Here is a 13,919-nt window from a genome sequence, read left to right on the forward strand (position 1 = left end):
CTGCTGCTCAAGGGGCGCTCTGGCCCCCAAGCGCCTCAATCCGCACCGGGCTGCCCACCGTGATTCCCAGGGCTGCGGCCTGGCCGGCGGCCAGTTCGAGCACGCCGTCCACCGCCTGGTCGGGGCCGTAGCTGCGGCAGGGCAGGTGCAGGCAGGGTTGGGTGTGGGCCTCGATCGCCACCACCCGGTTGCCTTGCACAAACAGCATGTCGAGCGGTTCGGGGGTGCGGTGCATCCAGAAGCGCGCCAGCGAGGGCGGGCTGTAGGGGAACCACATGCCCCGCAGGGGCGGCAGGGGCGGCCGCAGCTGCAGGCCCTTGCTCTGTTTCTCGGGGGTGTCGGCCACCTCCAGGGCGATGCAGCGCTGGGGATGCAGCGGGGCCAGGCACCACTGGGCCGTGATCGGCAGCCATTGGGGTGGGGGCGTGAAGCCGCTCAGCAGCAGGGCCAGGCCCGCCTGCCCGCACCAGCGCAGCTGGGAACGGACATCCATTCAGCTGCGCGCCTCCAGCTGGGGCAGGCCCTCACTGAGGCAGTAGCCCTGGCCGCGGATCGTGTGGATCAGCCGCCGCTCGCCGCCCTCCTCCAGCTTCTGGCGCAGATAGCGCACGTACACCTCAATCACGTTGCTGGTGGTGGCCTGATCGTCATTCCACACCTGGCGCAGGATCAGTTCGCGGCTCACCACCGTGCCCTTGCGCTCCAGCAGCAGCAGCAGCAGTTGGTATTCCCGTGCCGTCAGCCCCACCGGCCGGGGGCCGCGTTTCACCTGGCGCGTGCTGGGGTTCACCACCAGATCGCCCACCTGCAGCAACTGGGCCGGCACGTTGGCGCGGCGCGTTAGATCCAGGTGCAGCCGCAACCGCATCAGCAGGTCGCTGGGGCCGAGGCTCGAGAGCCAGAAGTCGTCGGCACCCGAGCTGAGGCAATGGATGCGGGCCTCCACCGTGTCGTTGCCCACGTCGAGCAGCAGCGGAATGGTGCCCCACTGGGCCCGCAATGCGCTGATCCGCCCGGCCTCTCCGGCCGACAGCAGCACGGCATCGGGGCTGGTATCAGGGCCCTGGCCAGCGCCGATCCCCAGCTGGGCTTCGCTGCTGCAGGCGTAGCCCGAGGCTTCCAGCCGGGCCGCCAGCGCCTCGGCTTCCGGGCCCACCAGCAGGATCAGGGCTTCGCTCAGGATCACGGCTTCGCTCATGGCGCGGTGCCGTTGCCGGGCTTGGCCACGTGGGGCAGGCCCCAGCCCAGTTTGTTGCGCAGCACCTGGAAAAACTCATGGTCGGCCAGGCGCACAAAGCGCACCGGCTGCTCGCTGCGGCGCACCAGCACCCGGTCTTCGGGCCAGATGTAGCAACCGGCGCTGCCGTCCACCACCATCATCAGCCGTTCCGGTGTGGCCGGAAACACCGTCACCGGCTCCCGGTCGCTGAACACCAGGGCCCGCGAGGCCAGGGAGTGGGGTGCGATCGGCGTGAGCTGCAGCACCGGGCAATCCGGCGTGATCACCGGACCACCGGCGCTGAGGGCATAGGCGGTGGAGCCGGTGGGGGTGGAGAGGATCACGCCGTCGGCGGCGATGTCCACCGGGGCGTGACGGCCCACGGCGATCTCGAAATGGCACATCGAGGTGAGCGGCTCGCGGTGCAGGGCCATTTCGTTGAGGCACAGCACCTCCCAGCGCCGCTGGTCGCCGCGCATCACGCTGACGATTAAGGATGTGCGCTCCTCCACCGTCCACTCGCCACTGAGCACCTGGTCGAGGGCCCCCTCGAGCTGGTGCAGGTAGGCCTCGGCCAGAAAACCCAGGTGCCCGGTGTTAACCGTGAGAATCGGCACACCCACCGGCGCGGTCTGGCGGGCGGCTGAGAGCACGGTGCCGTCGCCGCCGAGCACCACCGCCAGACTGAGGTCGCGATCGAAGCCCGGCGGCACACAGGCCCCATAGCCGCGGGTGCGCAGGTGCTGGTCGGGGTTGGCGAAGCCCACCATGCCGCCGGAGCTGCTCACCCGCACCACGCCATAGCCCGCCGCCGTGAAACGCGCCTCAATGGCATCGGCGGTGGCCAGGGCCAGGTCCTTGCCGTCATTCACGATCAGTCCGACGCGGGGCACCGATCGGGGGCGCGGAGGGCAGTCTGAGTTTATGGGGGCTGGTTGGATGCGCCTTGGCTGTCTGCTCAGAACTGCTCCAGAAAGCGCAGATCGCTGGTGTAGAGGCGGCGGATGTCGTCGATGCCGTGGCGCACCATGCAGAAGCGCTCCACCCCCAGGCCGGCGGCGAAGCCGCTCCAGCGCTCGGGATCGAGGCCCATGCCCGTGAGCACGGCGGGGTCGACCATGCCGCAGCCCATCACCTCCAGCCAGCGGCCGCGCCACTGCACGTCCACCTCGGCGCTGGGCTCGGTGAAGGGAAAGTAGCTGGCGCGGAAGCGCACCGGCAGATCGCCGAAAAACTGCTGCAGGAAGGCGGTCACCGTGCCGCGCAGGTGGCTGAAATCCAGGCCCTCATCGATGGCCAGCACCTCCACCTGGTGGAACACGGGCGAGTGGGTGGCATCCACCGCGTCGCGGCGATACACCCGGCCCGGGGCGATCACCCGCACCGGCGGCGGGTTGTTTTCCAGATAGCGGATCTGCACGGGCGAGGTGTGGGTGCGCAGCAGCCGGCCGTCCTCCAGGTAGAAGGTGTCCTGCATGTCCCGGGCCGGATGGTGCTCAGGGATGTTGAGGGCGGTGAAGTTGTAGTAGTCGCTTTCGATCTCGGGGCCTTCTGACACCCGATAGCCGAGGCCGGCAAAGATGTCGGTGATCTCCTCGATCGTGCTGATCAGTGGGTGGCGGTGGCCCGGCGGCGTGTAGCTGCAGGGGGCTGTGACGTCGAGGGTTTCGCGGGCGATCCGCTCAGCCATGGCGGCGCTTTTCACGGCCGTCAGGCGCTCGCCCAGCAGCGCCTGCACCTGCTCCTTGAGCACATTGGCCCGCTGGCCGATCAGCGGTCGCTCGTCGCCGGGCAGTTTGCCCATCGCCCCGAGCACCCCCGACAGACGCCCTTTTTTGCCCAGCAGCCCCACCCGCAGCTCCTCGAGCTCAGCGGCGGAGCTCGCAGCGGAGATCTCTGCCGCTGCTTGAGTTTCCAGCTCCTGGAGCTGGTTGGTGAGCTGCTGCAGGGACACGGTGGCGCTCACGGCACGGGCGGAGGGATTGCCGACTGTAAGGAGCCGCCCCAGACCCAACCCCAGTACCGTTGCAGCGAGATGGCGCTGGGCCTGATGGCACCACTCAGGATCCTGATCAGCAACGACGATGGTGTGTTCGCTGATGGCATCCGCACCCTGGCCAATGCGGCCCTGGCCCGCGGCCACCAGGTGAGTGTGGTGTGTCCGGATCAGGAGCGCTCCGCCACCGGCCACGGCCTCACCCTGCACACCCCCATCCGGGCGGAGCGGGCCGATGAGCTGTTTGACGACGGCGTCCAGGCCTGGGCCTGCAGCGGCACCCCCAGCGATTGCGTCAAGCTGGCGCTCTTTTCTCTGCTGGATGAGTGGCCGGATCTGGTGCTCTCCGGCATCAACCACGGCCCCAACCTGGGCACCGATGTGCTCTATTCCGGCACGGTGAGCGCGGCGATGGAGGGCACGATTGAGGGCCTGCCCGCCCTGGCTGTGAGCAGTGCCGACTTCCAATGGCGCCAGTTTGCGCCGGCAGCCAGGCTGGCCCTCGATGTGGCTGAGCGGATGCTGGCCGAGGGCTGGCCGGAGCGCATGCTGCTCAACCTCAATGTGCCGCCCAGGCCGGCGGAAGCGATCGGGCCGCTGCGCTGGTGCCGTGCGGCAGTGCGCCGCTACACCGATCAGTTTGAGCAGCGGGTGGATCCCCGCGGGCACACCTACTACTGGCTGGCAGGCGAGGTGGTCAACGACCTGGAGGCCGAGGTGTCCGGGCCGGCGGCCTGGCCCACCGACGTGGCCCAGATCAATGGCGGCGGCGCCTCGCTGACACCGCTGCAACCCGACATCTTCTGGCGCGGCGCCACCCGTGACCTGCCCGAGCCGTGAACGTTCAGGTTGAGCGGTCGATCAGGCTGAGCGGTAAATCCGCTGCAGCATCCAGAGGCTGATCCATAGCCCGATCAGGTGGGCAAACAGCACCTGGGTGTTGCCCAGCACCGACAGCATCTCGATCGAGGTGATCGGCAGCCCCACCAGTCGTCCAGCCGTGCCTGGCGCCGACTGGATCTGCGCCCCGAAGAAGCCCGGCACCTGCTGGGAGGCCTGCACGAACAGGCTGCCCGCGAGCGACTGATAGCCCAACACCGCCAGGGTGATCCCAACCAGGTCGGCGAGCACGCCCCGTTTGATCAGCCGGGCCGTTTCGCCCTTGCTGGGGTGCACGGGGCTGGCCAGGGCCCGGCCGCAGCGCACCACCAGCCAGCTCTGCCAGATGCACCAGAGCAGCAGCAGGAAGGCCAGGGTGGTGAGCGAAATGCCCGGCCCCAGGCCCATGGCCCGTGATGAATTGGCCGCCAGGCGGCCGCCGATGTTGTTGAACAGCTGCACGCCCACCACCACAACACCCAGCACCACCTGGGCCCAGAAGCGCACCCAGCCCATGCGCCGCAGCGCCGCGGCAATCAGCTGCAGGTCGAGGCGGTCAGCCATTCAGCCATCGCGAGAAGAACAGGCCCCAAAGGTGCCATGGGAAGATCGCTTTGGCTCCTGTTGCCTTTGGGTTCCGTAGCGTTGATACCCCTGCGATCACCCCAGGAGGCGCGGCGGCCCACGGCCATTGCTCTCGGCAGCTTCGACGGCCTGCACCAGGGACACCGCCGCGTGATCGCGGCCGTCACCGGAGCTGCGGGCCGGGCGACGCCGACGGTGGTCAGCTTCTGGCCCCATCCGCGGGAGGTGCTGTACGGCGAGCCGCGACTGCGGCTGGATCTGCCCGCCGAGAAGTTGCATCTGCTCGAACCCCTCGGCATTGAGCAGCTGGTGCTGGTGCCTTTCACCCGGGAGCTGGCGGCCCTCAGCCCCGAGGCGTTCGTGGAGCAGGTGCTGGTGGGCCAGCTGGCGGCCCAGCGCGTCGCTGTGGGTGACAACTTCCGTTTCGGGGCCGGCCGCAGTGGCGACAGCCACACCTTGGCAGCCATCGGCGCCCGCCACGGCATCGACGTACAGGTGCTGCCGATGCTCTGGGACGGCCAGGAGCGGGTGAGCAGCAGCCGCATCCGCCGGGCCCTGGCGGCGGGGGATGTGGCCGAGGCCCGGCGGCTGTTGGAGCGGCCCTACCGCTTCAGCGGCCGGGTGGTGCGGGGCCGGGGGTTGGGCCGGGAGCTCGGCTGGCCCACCGCCAACCTGCAGGTGGACGGGCGCAAATTTCTGCCCCTGGAGGGGGTGTATGCCGCTGCGGCATCGGTGGCCGGTGGGCCGCTGCTGCCTGCCGTGATGAACCTCGGCCCCCAGCCCACCGTTGATCCGATGGCGCCCTCGGCGGTGGAGGTGCACCTGCTGGATCGGCGCCTGGAGCTCGACGGCATGGAGCTGGTGGTGGAGCCGCTCCAGCTGCTGCGCCGCCAGCAGACCTTTGCCAACTTCGACGCTCTCTGCGCCCAGATTGCCGCCGATGCCGACCGGGCCCGCTCCCTATGGAGCGGGGTAAGCGTGGGTGAGACCCCAGCCGATGAAGGTGGCGATCCCGCCGAGCAGCAGAATCCCTGAAATCAGCACCAGCATCGGGCTGTCGGAGTTGTTTTTGTCCACTCCGCCCGGCTCGCCTGCCATTGGCCCCTGCGCGATGGACCCCACCCTAAACAGCCTGACCCCCGAGGGCCTCGATGACCCAGCCCGCGATCGCCTGATCGACGCCAACCTCGATCGGGCCCGGGAGGGCTTGCGGGTGCTGGAGGACTGGGCCCGTTTCGGCCTGGATCGGCGCGACCTGGTGGTGCGCACCAAGGACATGCGCCAGCGGCTGGGCCGGTTGCACCGGGATGCCTACAAATTTGCGCGCCACACAGCCACCGACCCGGCCGCGGGGCTCGGCCATCCGGCCCAGGCGGAGCGCCGCAGCCCCAGCGCTGTGGTTGGGGCTAATGCGGGTCGGGTGCAGGAGGCGCTGCGGGTGCTGGAGGAGTTTGGACGCAGCAGCGATCCGGAGCTGGCGGAGGAGGCCTCCACCCTGCGCTACCTGCTCTACGACCTGGAAGTGGATCTGCTGCAGGCCTGTCGTCTGGCGGCCACGGGCGGGGAGGGGCGCCGCGAGGCCCTGGCCCACTGCCGCCTGTATCTGGTCACCTCGCCGGTGGCCGATCTGGAGGGCGTGGTGGCCGCGGCCCTCGGGGCCGGGGTGCGCCTGGTGCAATACCGCGCCAAGGAGGCCGCTGGTCTCGACGACCTGCAGAAGCTTGGTCAGGCCCGTGCCCTGCGCCAGCTGTGCGCTGCCCACGGCGCCCTGTTTCTGGTCAACGACCGCATCGACATCGCCCTGGCGGTGGAAGCCGATGGGGTGCATTTAGGCCAGGGGGATCTGCCACCGGCGGTGGCACGCCAGCTGCTGGGCCCCGATCGCCTGATCGGCCGCAGTACCCATGCCCTCGCCCAGCTGCAGCAGGCGGTGACCGATGGTTGCGACTACGTGGGCGTCGGGCCGGTGCACGCCACGCCCACCAAGCCCGGCCGGGAGCCGGTGGGCCTCGACTACGTGCGGCAGGCCGCGGCGGTCTGCCCGATTCCGTTCTTTGCCATCGGCGGGGTGGACGCCAGCAACCTGGCGGCAGTGCGTGCTGCGGGCGCTGAACGGGCGGCGGTGGTGCGGGCCATCACCGAGGCGGTGGATCCGGCTGCCGCCACGGCCGCGCTGCTGCAGGCCCTAGAGGGTTGCCCATGATCACCTTGCAGGTGAATGGCGAACTGCGCCAGTGCTCAGCAGGCCTGAGCCTGGAGCAGGTGCTTGCCGAACTGGGCTACCAGCCCCGGCTGGTGGTGGTGGAGTTCAACGGCGCGATCCTGTCCCGGCAGGCCTGGCCCACCCAGCCAGTGGTGGAATCCGATGTGCTGGAGGTGGTCACCATCGTGGGTGGCGGTTCCTAGATTCCAACCACTTGCTTGCGAAGCCTTGGCGCTTCCGACCCGTCCGACCTTCGGACCCAGCCTGAGCCTGCGGCGCTGTGTCAGTTGGCTGGCCGTGCCGGTGCTGGCGCTCACCCTGCTGCTTGCCCATCCAAGCCCCAGCTGGGCGGCCAGCGGCGGCCGGATTGGTGGCGGCAGCTTCCGTTCGGCCCCCTCGATGCCCCGCAGCTACGGCGGCGGTGGCTATGGCGGGGGATATCGAGGTGGCTACAGCGGCGGCTATCGCGGTGGTTATGGCGGCGGTGGAATTGGCTTTCCCTTCCTGATCCCGATCTTTGGCTTCGGCGGCGGTGGGCTGTTCGGCTTCCTGGTGCTGATGGGCGTGGTGGGTCTGCTGCTCAATGCCGTGCGCGGTGGTGGTGGTGGTCAGGGCCCCGCCCTCGGCAGCGGCCGCGGCGGCGATCTGGTTGGCACAGGACGCCCCGATGGACCGGTCACGATCAGCCAGCTGCAGGTGGGCCTGCTCGCTTCGGCCCGCCAGCTGCAAACCGACCTGCGTCGGTTGGCCGGCAGCGCCGACACGAGCCATGCGGCCGGGCTCCAGGCCCTGCTCCAGGAGAGCATCCTGGCCCTGCTGCGCCATCCCGACCTCTGGGTGTACGCCAACGGTGAAGTGGGCCAGGTGCCCTTCGTCAGTGCGGAAGCCACGTTCAACCGTCTGTCGATGGCCGAACGCAGCAAGTTGCAGCGGGAGGTGACCAGCAATGTGGGTGGTCAGCGCTATAGCGATACCGCCGTCGCGGCGGGTGACAGCGATGCCAGCAGCGATTTCATCGCCGTGACCCTGCTGGTGGCCACCCGCAACCGGATCAACCTCAAGGGTGCGGGCAGCGCCGACCAGCTGCGTGAATCGCTGCAGCAGCTCGGAGCGGTTGGCTCGGCGGATCTGCTGGCGATCGAGGTGATCTGGCAGCCGGAAGGGGCCGGCGAAGTGCTCAGCACCGAAGAGCTTCTCACCGCCTACCCCCAGCTGCAGCACCTCTAGCCCCGGGGGGCGGCAGTCCTGGGGCGAGTCGCAAACGGCCCGGGGACATTGGTCTCTAGGCCCTTGCGGTCACCTCGTGGGCTTTCCACACTGCGCTTCACTGCCGGTTGCACCGATGGGTCGTCGCGCACTCTCCTGGGTGAACACTCCCGTGCTGCTGCAGGCGATTGAGCGCTACGAGCAGGGCCGGCTGCCCCGCTCGATGCAGCTCTGGCTGCAGACCCTGCTGGAAATCGAGGAGTCCGCGCCTACCCCCTTGCGCCCCGGCTGCTGAGGATGCGCACGGCTGCCATGGCGGCACCGTAGCCGTTGTCGATGTTCACCACCGAGAGCCCTGGGGCGCAGCTGGCCAGCATGCCGTGCAGGGCGGCTACCCCACCGGCGCTCACCCCGTAGCCCACCGCCACCGGCACGCCGATCACCGGCTGGGGCAGCAGCCCGGCCAGCACCGTGGGCAGCGCTCCTTCCATGCCGGCGCAGGCGATCAGCACATCGGCGCCGCGCAGCTCCTCGAGCCGATCCAGCAGGCGATGCAGCCCGGCCACGCCCACGTCGAGCACCAGCTCGGCGGCGACCCCATGGCAGCGCAGGGCCAGCTGGGCCTCGGCCGCCACCGGCAGGTCGCTGGTGCCGCCGCTCAGCACCACCACCCGGCCGCGGCGGGGATCCGGATCCGGCAGGGGGCCGGCCGTGAGGCAGCAGGCCTGGCCGTGGTGCTGGAGTGCCAGCTGCGGCAGCAGCGCCGGCGGCAGCTCCATCGTCACGGCTTCCGCTTTCTCCGGGGAGATGCGGGTGGCCAGGGCCAGCTCCCCGGCGTCGTGCAGGGCCTCAAGGATCCGCGCGATCTGCTCGGCGCTCTTGTGTTCCCCCCAGATCGCCTCCACCATGCCCAGCCGCTGGCGGCGGCCGAGATCCAGCTGGTGCTCGGCGCTCATGGCCGCTCCCACACCATGTCCACCAGCGCTGGCGTCACCCAGAGGCTGGCGTGGCGCTGCCCCCAGGCCAGTTCGGCTTCCAGGCCGGCCTGCTCGGCGGCGCTCCAGCGGCCGGCGGCGATCAGCTGGGCGGGATAGCTGCTGAGGAAATCAAGCAGCCACTGGGTTTTGGGGTGGTCGCTGGGGGAGCAGGCCATCAGGCTGGAGCTGTGCAGCAGCCGGAAGCCGCGGGCCTCGAGCAGGGCCGGTAGGCGCTGGGCCACATCGGGATTGCCGCCATGGTCGCGCCAGTGTTGGATGCAGCGCTCCACAAAGCGGGCCAGGGCGCTGCCGCCGGGATGGAGCGCAAAGGTGTTCCACTGCACGTATTCGTGCAGCACCAGCCGGCCGCCGGGGCGCAACGCCTGGCTCACCAGATCCAGCAGGGGCTCAAGCCGGGGCAGAAACATCGCCACCCAGCGGCACCAGGCCCCGGCCCAGCTGTCCCCTTCCAAAGCCAGGGGTGGCGACTCGCTGGAGGAGGCCAGGTCGTGTTGCAGGGTGCGCAGCTGGGGTAGGGCCTTCTGCTGCAATTGCTGCTGCAGGTGTGCCAGGTAGGCCGGGGCGCTGTCGATGGCCAGCACCTGGCCGGCCGGCCCCACCCGCTCCGCCAGCTCGCAGCTGGCGAAGCCGGGGCCGCAGCCCAGATCGAGCAGCCGCTGACCCGGCCCGAAGCCAGCCCGGTCCCAGGAGCTCAGCATCGCGTCGCGCCAGATCGCATGCTGGCGCGCCAGCCGTTCCCGCTCGATGGCGTGGCTGCCGAGCACATAGGAGGCTCCCTTGGTGGCGGCGCTCATGGCGGCAGCAGTTCCCCTTCAAACACCAGCGGGAAGGGATTGCCCTGCTGCGCACCGGTGGCCTGGCGGGCCAGCTGCTCGAAGCGTTCCTGCACCGCCTCCAGGTCCTGCTCGGGGATCGCTTTCCATTGGTCGCGGCTGGCCCAGCGGATCAGCAGGGTGCCCTCCTCGGTGGTGGGGTCCCAGAGCAGCTGGCGATCAAGGAATCCATCCTGCTGGGCCAACCAAGGCTCCCAGCTGCCCTTTTCAGCGTCGATCCAGGCCTGGCGGGCTTCGGCCGGCACCTTCAGGCGCAGGTGCTCCACCACGGCCACCTCAAAACCGCCATCGGGCCGATCCAGCTCGGCGATCGCCACATCGGCATGACCGGCCAGCAGCATCGCCAGGCACAGGGCAACGGCCAGCAACCTAGCCAGGACGGTCATGGCTGCTGCAACAGGGCCACGGCATGGCAGGAGATCCCCTCCTCTCGGCCTTCCGCTCCGAGGCGCTCATTGGTGGTGGCTTTCACCCCCACCTGCTCAGGATCCAGGCCCATCCGGCTGGCGATGGCGCTGCGCATGGCCTCGATGTGGGGCTTGAGCTTGGGCCGCTCGGCCACGACCACGCTGTCGATGTTCACCACGCTCCAGCCCCGTTCCATCACCAGGGCCACCACTTGCTCCAGCAGCTCCAGGCTGTCGGCCCCTTTCCACTGGGGATCGTCGGGCGGGAAGTATTTGCCGATGTCGCCCAGCGACAGGGCCCCCAGCAGGGCGTCCATGATCGCGTGCACCAGCACGTCGGCATCGCTGTGGCCATCCAGGCCCAGGCCATCCGGGTGCTCCAGTGGTTGCCCCCCCAGGATCAGCGCCCGACCCGGCACCAGGCGATGGATGTCGTAGCCGTTGCCGATGCGGAATTGCATCTGCCCCTGATGTCTGCTCTCAGTCTCCCCCAGGCCCCATCACCTGCAGCTGGTTGCCGTCACGGCCCATCACGGTGACGTAGCTGCCCGGTGGCAGGGGGTGGCATCCCTTGAGGTTGACAGCGCTCCAGCTCTGGCCTTGCCAGCGCACCCGACCCGTATCGCTCTCGGCAAAGCCACTGATCACCTCGGCCGTCTCTGCAAGCGGCAGGCTGCGGTGGCGTTGTCGCCGCGACCAGCGCCGCAGGCCCAGCACCCCCAGGCCCGTGAGCCCCAGCAGCAGTCCCAGCTGCAGCCCGGGTGGCAGGGGCCACCAGGCCGTCGCCACCGACAGCCCCAGGGCCACCACCGCGGCGGGCAGCAGCCCCTCGACATCCGCGCCCGCCAGGCCCAGCACCAGTAGACCGGCGGCCAGCAGCAGCCAGAGGAGGGGCATGGGAGCCATGGGGTGAGGGCGCGGGGGGTTCGTTGTGCCCATGCTGACTAGCGTTGGGATTCCCAGCTCGGAGCCCGGCCGTGGAAGCGCTGTTGTCTTTGCCCGCCCTGGCCTTGATGGCCCTGCTGGGGGTGAGCAGCGTCAAGGTCACCAGCGGCGGCCAGTCGCGGCTGGTGGAGCGCCTGGGCAAATACGACCGCCAGCTGCAGCCGGGGCTCTCCTTCGTGTTGCCGGGGGTGGAGAAGGTGGTGAGCCACGAATCGCTGAAGGAGCGGGTGCTCGACATCCCGCCCCAGCAGTGCATCACCCGCGACAACGTCGGCATCGAGGTGGATGCGGTGGTGTATTGGCAGCTGCTCGAGCACGCCCGCGCCTACTACGCCGTTGACAACCTCCAGGCGGCGATGGTGAACCTGGTGCTCACCCAGATCCGCGCCGAGATGGGCAAGCTCGACCTGGATCAAACCTTCACCACCCGCCAGGAGGTGAACGAGGCGCTGCTGCGGGAGCTGGATCAGGCCACCGATCCCTGGGGGGTGAAGGTGACCCGCGTTGAGCTGCGCGACATTCAGCCGTCGCGCGGCGTGCAGCAGGCGATGGAGCAGCAGATGACCGCCGAGCGGGAGAAGCGGGCGGCGATCCTGCGCTCCGAAGGCGAACGGGACTCCCAGGTGAATGCGGCCCGGGGCCGAGCCGAAGCCTTGATGCTCGATGCCGAGGCCCAGGCCAAGCAGCAGACCCTGCTGGCCCAGGCCCGGGCCGATGCGGCCACCCGCTTGGCGGAAGCAATCGGCGGCAACCCCGCGGCGGCTGAGGCCCTGCGGCTGCTGCTGGCCAGCGACTGGATGGCCATGGGTCAGCAGATGGCCCAGGCCCCCGGCGGCAGCGTGCTGATGGTGGACCCCCAGAGCCCGGCCGCCCTGTTCACCGCCTTGCGGAATCTCCAGCAGGGTCAGGGCTGAGGGGGGCCAACTCCACGGCGGTACCGCTGGCGCACACCATCAGCATGCCGCTGCTGCTGCCGAGCACCTCGTAGTCGAGATCCACGGCCACCACGGCGTTGGCCCCCAGTAGGCGGGCACGGCGGGCCATCTCCTCCAGGGCACTCTCACGGGCCTGTTGCAGGGCTGCTTCGTAGGAGCGGGAGCGGCCCCCCACGATGTCCCGAACGCTCGCCAGCAGGTCCCGCAGCAGATTGGCCCCGAGGATCGTCTCGCCATTGACGATGCCCAGATACCGGACGATCGCTTGCCCTTCGACGCTGGGGGTTGTGGTGATCAACATTGGGTTGGCTCCTATTGCTGCTGTTGTTGCTCCTGCCAGCGGGCATACAGATCGGGCCGGCGCTCCCGGGTGCGCTGTTGCTGCTGCTCAGCGCGCCAGCGGGCGATGGCGCCATGGTCGCCGCTGCGCAGCACCGCCGGCACCTCCATCTCCCGGAAGCTGGCGGGGCGGGTGTAGTGGGGATGCTCCAGCAGCAGGGCGCTGTGGCTCTCCTCCTCCAGGCAGGCCTCGGTGCCCACGGTGCCGGGCAGCAGTCGCACCACGCCGTTGATGATCACCGCCGCTGGTAGCTCGCCGCCGGTGAGCACGAAATCGCCGATCGACACCTCCTCATCGGCCAGGCTGCGGATGCGCTCGTCGAAGCCCTCGTAGTGGCCGCAGATCAGCACCAGCTGGTCGAAGCTCGTGGCCCAGCGGCGCAGATCGGCCTGCTCCAGCGGCTTGCCCTGGGGCGACATCAGCAGCACCCGCCGCCGCGGCAGCACAGGGATCGCCTCCACCGCGGCAAACACCGGCTCGGGCTTGAGCACCATGCCGGCGCCGCCGCCGTAGGGGTCGTCGTCGACTTTCTTGTATTTGTCGGTGGCGAAGTCGCGCGGGTTGTGGGTGTGCAGCGCGGCGATGCCCGCAGCAAAGGCCCGGCCGATCACGCCGAGCGTGAGCAGGGGCGCGAAGGCCTCCGGCGCCAGGCTCACCACGTCGAGACGCATCAGCTGGCGGGCTCGGCGGGGCGGCTCACCCGCCGGATCTCGGAGCTGAAGCTGGCCCGGCCCGGGCTGCCATCGGCGCGGCTCTCCACGGTGGAGCGAAGGCGCAGGTTGGGCTTGGTGAACCAGATGCGCTCGCGCACCTCCGCCTCGCCGCTGCTGAGGCTGAGCTCCAGGCTGCCGTCGGGCCAGAGCTGCCAGCGGCCTTGTTGGTCGCCGTTGCGGAAACTGCCATCGGCACTGAACCGCAGCTCCTGGGCGGTGCCGTCCTTCGGCCCCACCTGCAGGCTGCCGGGAGCGTCTGCGGTTTCGGGCTCCAGATAGGCCACCAGCAGCTCGCCGCGTTCGCTGTTGTGCCACTCGTCGCCGTTCTCCCCCTCGAGGCCGGCATCGAGGGCAAAGCGGCTGCGCAGCCCCATCCACTCGCCGGCGCAGAAGCGCAGGAAGGCGCCGATCTCCTGGGGGGGGAAGGGGGCGGTGTCGGTGCTGGGCTCGGTGCTGGGCTCGCTCATAGCCGCGATTCTCTCAGCCGCCAGGGGCGGTTCTGGGGGGCAGGTCGGGTTATGGGTCCTCGGCGTTGAACATCGCCTCGATGTCAGCGTCAAAGTCAGCCTTGAGATCGCAAGCCAGAACGGCTTCGGCAAGGACGACGGCCTTTGAGTCCTCAGCCTGATTTGCCTGCATCGGTTCAGCGGTCAAGGTTGA

At 69.6% G+C, this 13,919-nt stretch carries 21 protein-coding genes; 7 read left to right on the plus strand and 14 right to left on the minus strand.

All coding sequences use genetic code 11. The annotated features are described in order from the left end of the window. Nucleotides 1-7: 7 nt before the first annotated feature. The 4 genes from KBY57_RS12725 to pheS form a co-directional block, all read right to left on the minus strand. Nucleotides 8-493: a DUF192 domain-containing protein gene (locus tag KBY57_RS12725; RefSeq protein WP_254996247.1), complete on the minus strand. Its 486-nt coding sequence runs from the start codon at nucleotides 491-493 to the stop codon at nucleotides 8-10. Next, entirely contained in the window at nucleotides 494-1,198 is a 705-nt protein-coding gene (locus KBY57_RS12730; protein ID WP_254996248.1) for a winged-helix domain-containing protein, read from the minus strand. After that, nucleotides 1,195-2,112 carry an NAD(+) kinase gene (locus KBY57_RS12735; protein ID WP_254996249.1) on the minus strand — a complete coding sequence of 306 codons (918 nt, stop codon included), beginning with the start codon at nucleotides 2,110-2,112 and terminating at the stop codon, nucleotides 1,195-1,197. The genes KBY57_RS12730 and KBY57_RS12735 overlap by 4 nt, the downstream gene beginning before the upstream one ends. A 65-nt stretch (nucleotides 2,113-2,177) precedes the next feature. Further along, nucleotides 2,178-3,185, minus strand: a complete 1,008-nt coding sequence (gene pheS / locus KBY57_RS12740) for a phenylalanine--tRNA ligase subunit alpha (RefSeq protein ID WP_254996250.1) — start codon at nucleotides 3,183-3,185, stop codon at nucleotides 2,178-2,180. Nucleotides 3,186-3,269: 84 nt separating this feature from the next. Here pheS and surE point away from each other — a divergent pair, with 84 nt between their 5' ends. Then, nucleotides 3,270-4,055 (plus strand): 5'/3'-nucleotidase SurE, encoded by a 786-nt coding sequence (surE, locus tag KBY57_RS12745; RefSeq protein WP_254996251.1) that lies wholly within the window; start codon nucleotides 3,270-3,272, stop codon nucleotides 4,053-4,055. Between the two features lie 21 nt (nucleotides 4,056-4,076). On the opposite strand, the gene KBY57_RS12750 is transcribed toward surE, so the two are convergent. Then, nucleotides 4,077-4,658 (minus strand): DUF3611 family protein, encoded by a 582-nt coding sequence (locus KBY57_RS12750; RefSeq protein ID WP_254996252.1) that lies wholly within the window; start codon nucleotides 4,656-4,658, stop codon nucleotides 4,077-4,079. A gap of 81 nt (nucleotides 4,659-4,739) precedes the next feature. Here KBY57_RS12750 and KBY57_RS12755 point away from each other — a divergent pair, with 81 nt between their 5' ends. The 5 genes from KBY57_RS12755 (at nucleotide 4,740) to KBY57_RS12775 (ending at nucleotide 8,383) form a co-directional block, all read left to right on the plus strand. Beyond that, a complete protein-coding gene (locus tag KBY57_RS12755) occupies nucleotides 4,740-5,714 on the plus strand; it encodes a bifunctional riboflavin kinase/FAD synthetase (protein WP_254996253.1) in 975 nt (324 codons plus the stop codon). Between the two features lie 76 nt (nucleotides 5,715-5,790). Further along, the gene (locus KBY57_RS12760) at nucleotides 5,791-6,882 is read left to right on the plus strand and encodes a thiamine phosphate synthase (RefSeq protein WP_254996254.1); all 1,092 of its coding nucleotides are present in this window, start codon (nucleotides 5,791-5,793) and stop codon (nucleotides 6,880-6,882) included. Continuing rightward, on the plus strand, nucleotides 6,879-7,085 hold the full coding sequence (gene thiS, locus KBY57_RS12765; protein WP_254996255.1) for a sulfur carrier protein ThiS: 207 nt from the start codon (nucleotides 6,879-6,881) through the stop codon (nucleotides 7,083-7,085). The genes KBY57_RS12760 and thiS overlap by 4 nt, the downstream gene beginning before the upstream one ends. A 25-nt stretch (nucleotides 7,086-7,110) precedes the next feature. Further along, nucleotides 7,111-8,109, plus strand: coding sequence for a DUF1517 domain-containing protein (locus KBY57_RS12770; RefSeq protein ID WP_409996455.1), 999 nt, complete (start codon nucleotides 7,111-7,113; stop codon nucleotides 8,107-8,109). Nucleotides 8,110-8,224: 115 nt separating this feature from the next. After that, complete coding sequence (locus tag KBY57_RS12775) at nucleotides 8,225-8,383, plus strand: hypothetical protein (protein WP_254996256.1); 159 nt, start codon at nucleotides 8,225-8,227, stop codon at nucleotides 8,381-8,383. Here the strand turns inward: KBY57_RS12775 and larB are convergent. Genes larB through KBY57_RS12800 form a run of 5 tightly spaced genes read right to left on the minus strand, consistent with a single transcriptional unit; the run spans nucleotide 8,358 to nucleotide 11,232 of the window. Then, nucleotides 8,358-9,044: a nickel pincer cofactor biosynthesis protein LarB gene (gene larB / locus KBY57_RS12780; RefSeq protein WP_254996258.1), complete on the minus strand. Its 687-nt coding sequence runs from the start codon at nucleotides 9,042-9,044 to the stop codon at nucleotides 8,358-8,360. The two genes, KBY57_RS12775 and larB, sit on opposite strands and share 26 nt — an antisense overlap. Next, nucleotides 9,041-9,880, minus strand: a complete 840-nt coding sequence (locus tag KBY57_RS12785) for a methyltransferase domain-containing protein (protein WP_254996259.1) — start codon at nucleotides 9,878-9,880, stop codon at nucleotides 9,041-9,043. Before KBY57_RS12785 ends, larB begins: the two co-directional genes overlap by 4 nt. Beyond that, entirely contained in the window at nucleotides 9,877-10,305 is a 429-nt protein-coding gene (locus KBY57_RS12790) for a TIGR03792 family protein (RefSeq protein WP_254996260.1), read from the minus strand. Before KBY57_RS12790 ends, KBY57_RS12785 begins: the two co-directional genes overlap by 4 nt. After that, entirely contained in the window at nucleotides 10,302-10,787 is a 486-nt protein-coding gene (gene ispF / locus KBY57_RS12795) for a 2-C-methyl-D-erythritol 2,4-cyclodiphosphate synthase (RefSeq protein WP_254996262.1), read from the minus strand. Before ispF ends, KBY57_RS12790 begins: the two co-directional genes overlap by 4 nt. Nucleotides 10,788-10,806: 19 nt before the next feature. Further along, entirely contained in the window at nucleotides 10,807-11,232 is a 426-nt protein-coding gene (locus KBY57_RS12800; protein ID WP_254996263.1) for an NfeD family protein, read from the minus strand. 71 nt (nucleotides 11,233-11,303) lie between these two features. On the opposite strand from KBY57_RS12800, the gene KBY57_RS12805 reads away from it, so the two are divergent. Beyond that, on the plus strand, nucleotides 11,304-12,185 hold the full coding sequence (locus KBY57_RS12805) for an SPFH domain-containing protein (RefSeq protein ID WP_254996264.1): 882 nt from the start codon (nucleotides 11,304-11,306) through the stop codon (nucleotides 12,183-12,185). Here the strand turns inward: KBY57_RS12805 and KBY57_RS12810 are convergent. The 4 genes from KBY57_RS12810 to KBY57_RS12825 are packed head-to-tail and all read right to left on the minus strand — an operon-like array spanning nucleotide 12,148 to nucleotide 13,913. Beyond that, a complete protein-coding gene (locus tag KBY57_RS12810) occupies nucleotides 12,148-12,507 on the minus strand; it encodes a heavy metal-binding domain-containing protein (RefSeq protein WP_254996265.1) in 360 nt (119 codons plus the stop codon). The two genes, KBY57_RS12805 and KBY57_RS12810, sit on opposite strands and share 38 nt — an antisense overlap. Nucleotides 12,508-12,518: 11 nt before the next feature. Then, nucleotides 12,519-13,217 carry a tRNA (guanosine(37)-N1)-methyltransferase TrmD gene (gene trmD / locus KBY57_RS12815; protein ID WP_254996266.1) on the minus strand — a complete coding sequence of 233 codons (699 nt, stop codon included), beginning with the start codon at nucleotides 13,215-13,217 and terminating at the stop codon, nucleotides 12,519-12,521. Next, complete coding sequence (locus KBY57_RS12820) at nucleotides 13,217-13,726, minus strand: phycobiliprotein lyase (RefSeq protein WP_254996267.1); 510 nt, start codon at nucleotides 13,724-13,726, stop codon at nucleotides 13,217-13,219. The genes trmD and KBY57_RS12820 overlap by 1 nt, the downstream gene beginning before the upstream one ends. Nucleotides 13,727-13,775: 49 nt before the next feature. Continuing rightward, nucleotides 13,776-13,913, minus strand: coding sequence for a hypothetical protein (locus KBY57_RS12825; protein WP_254996268.1), 138 nt, complete (start codon nucleotides 13,911-13,913; stop codon nucleotides 13,776-13,778). Nucleotides 13,914-13,919: the final 6 nt, after the last annotated feature.

The organism is Cyanobium sp. Aljojuca 7D2, from assembly GCF_024346415.1.
In the GTDB taxonomy this organism is placed as follows: domain Bacteria; phylum Cyanobacteriota; class Cyanobacteriia; order PCC-6307; family Cyanobiaceae; genus Cyanobium_A.

What these genes read in the sequence shown, in the direction of transcription:
- KBY57_RS12725 (WP_254996247.1), bottom strand. Translation starts at nt 493, where the DNA reads ATGGATGTCCGTTCCCAGCTGCGCTGGTGCGGGCAGGCGGGCCTGGCC.
- KBY57_RS12730 (WP_254996248.1), bottom strand. Translation starts at nt 1,198, where the DNA reads ATGAGCGAAGCCGTGATCCTGAGCGAAGCCCTGATCCTGCTGGTGGGC.
- surE (WP_254996251.1), top strand. Translation starts at nt 3,270, where the DNA reads ATGGCACCACTCAGGATCCTGATCAGCAACGACGATGGTGTGTTCGCT.
- KBY57_RS12750 (WP_254996252.1), bottom strand. Translation starts at nt 4,658, where the DNA reads ATGGCTGACCGCCTCGACCTGCAGCTGATTGCCGCGGCGCTGCGGCGC.
- KBY57_RS12760 (WP_254996254.1), top strand. Translation starts at nt 5,791, where the DNA reads ATGGACCCCACCCTAAACAGCCTGACCCCCGAGGGCCTCGATGACCCA.
- thiS (WP_254996255.1), top strand. Translation starts at nt 6,879, where the DNA reads ATGATCACCTTGCAGGTGAATGGCGAACTGCGCCAGTGCTCAGCAGGC.
- KBY57_RS12775 (WP_254996256.1), top strand. Translation starts at nt 8,225, where the DNA reads ATGGGTCGTCGCGCACTCTCCTGGGTGAACACTCCCGTGCTGCTGCAG.
- larB (WP_254996258.1), bottom strand. Translation starts at nt 9,044, where the DNA reads ATGAGCGCCGAGCACCAGCTGGATCTCGGCCGCCGCCAGCGGCTGGGC.
- KBY57_RS12785 (WP_254996259.1), bottom strand. Translation starts at nt 9,880, where the DNA reads ATGAGCGCCGCCACCAAGGGAGCCTCCTATGTGCTCGGCAGCCACGCC.
- KBY57_RS12790 (WP_254996260.1), bottom strand. Translation starts at nt 10,305, where the DNA reads ATGACCGTCCTGGCTAGGTTGCTGGCCGTTGCCCTGTGCCTGGCGATG.
- ispF (WP_254996262.1), bottom strand. Translation starts at nt 10,787, where the DNA reads ATGCAATTCCGCATCGGCAACGGCTACGACATCCATCGCCTGGTGCCG.
- KBY57_RS12800 (WP_254996263.1), bottom strand. Translation starts at nt 11,232, where the DNA reads ATGGCTCCCATGCCCCTCCTCTGGCTGCTGCTGGCCGCCGGTCTACTG.
- KBY57_RS12810 (WP_254996265.1), bottom strand. Translation starts at nt 12,507, where the DNA reads ATGTTGATCACCACAACCCCCAGCGTCGAAGGGCAAGCGATCGTCCGG.
- trmD (WP_254996266.1), bottom strand. Translation starts at nt 13,217, where the DNA reads ATGCGTCTCGACGTGGTGAGCCTGGCGCCGGAGGCCTTCGCGCCCCTG.
- KBY57_RS12820 (WP_254996267.1), bottom strand. Translation starts at nt 13,726, where the DNA reads ATGAGCGAGCCCAGCACCGAGCCCAGCACCGACACCGCCCCCTTCCCC.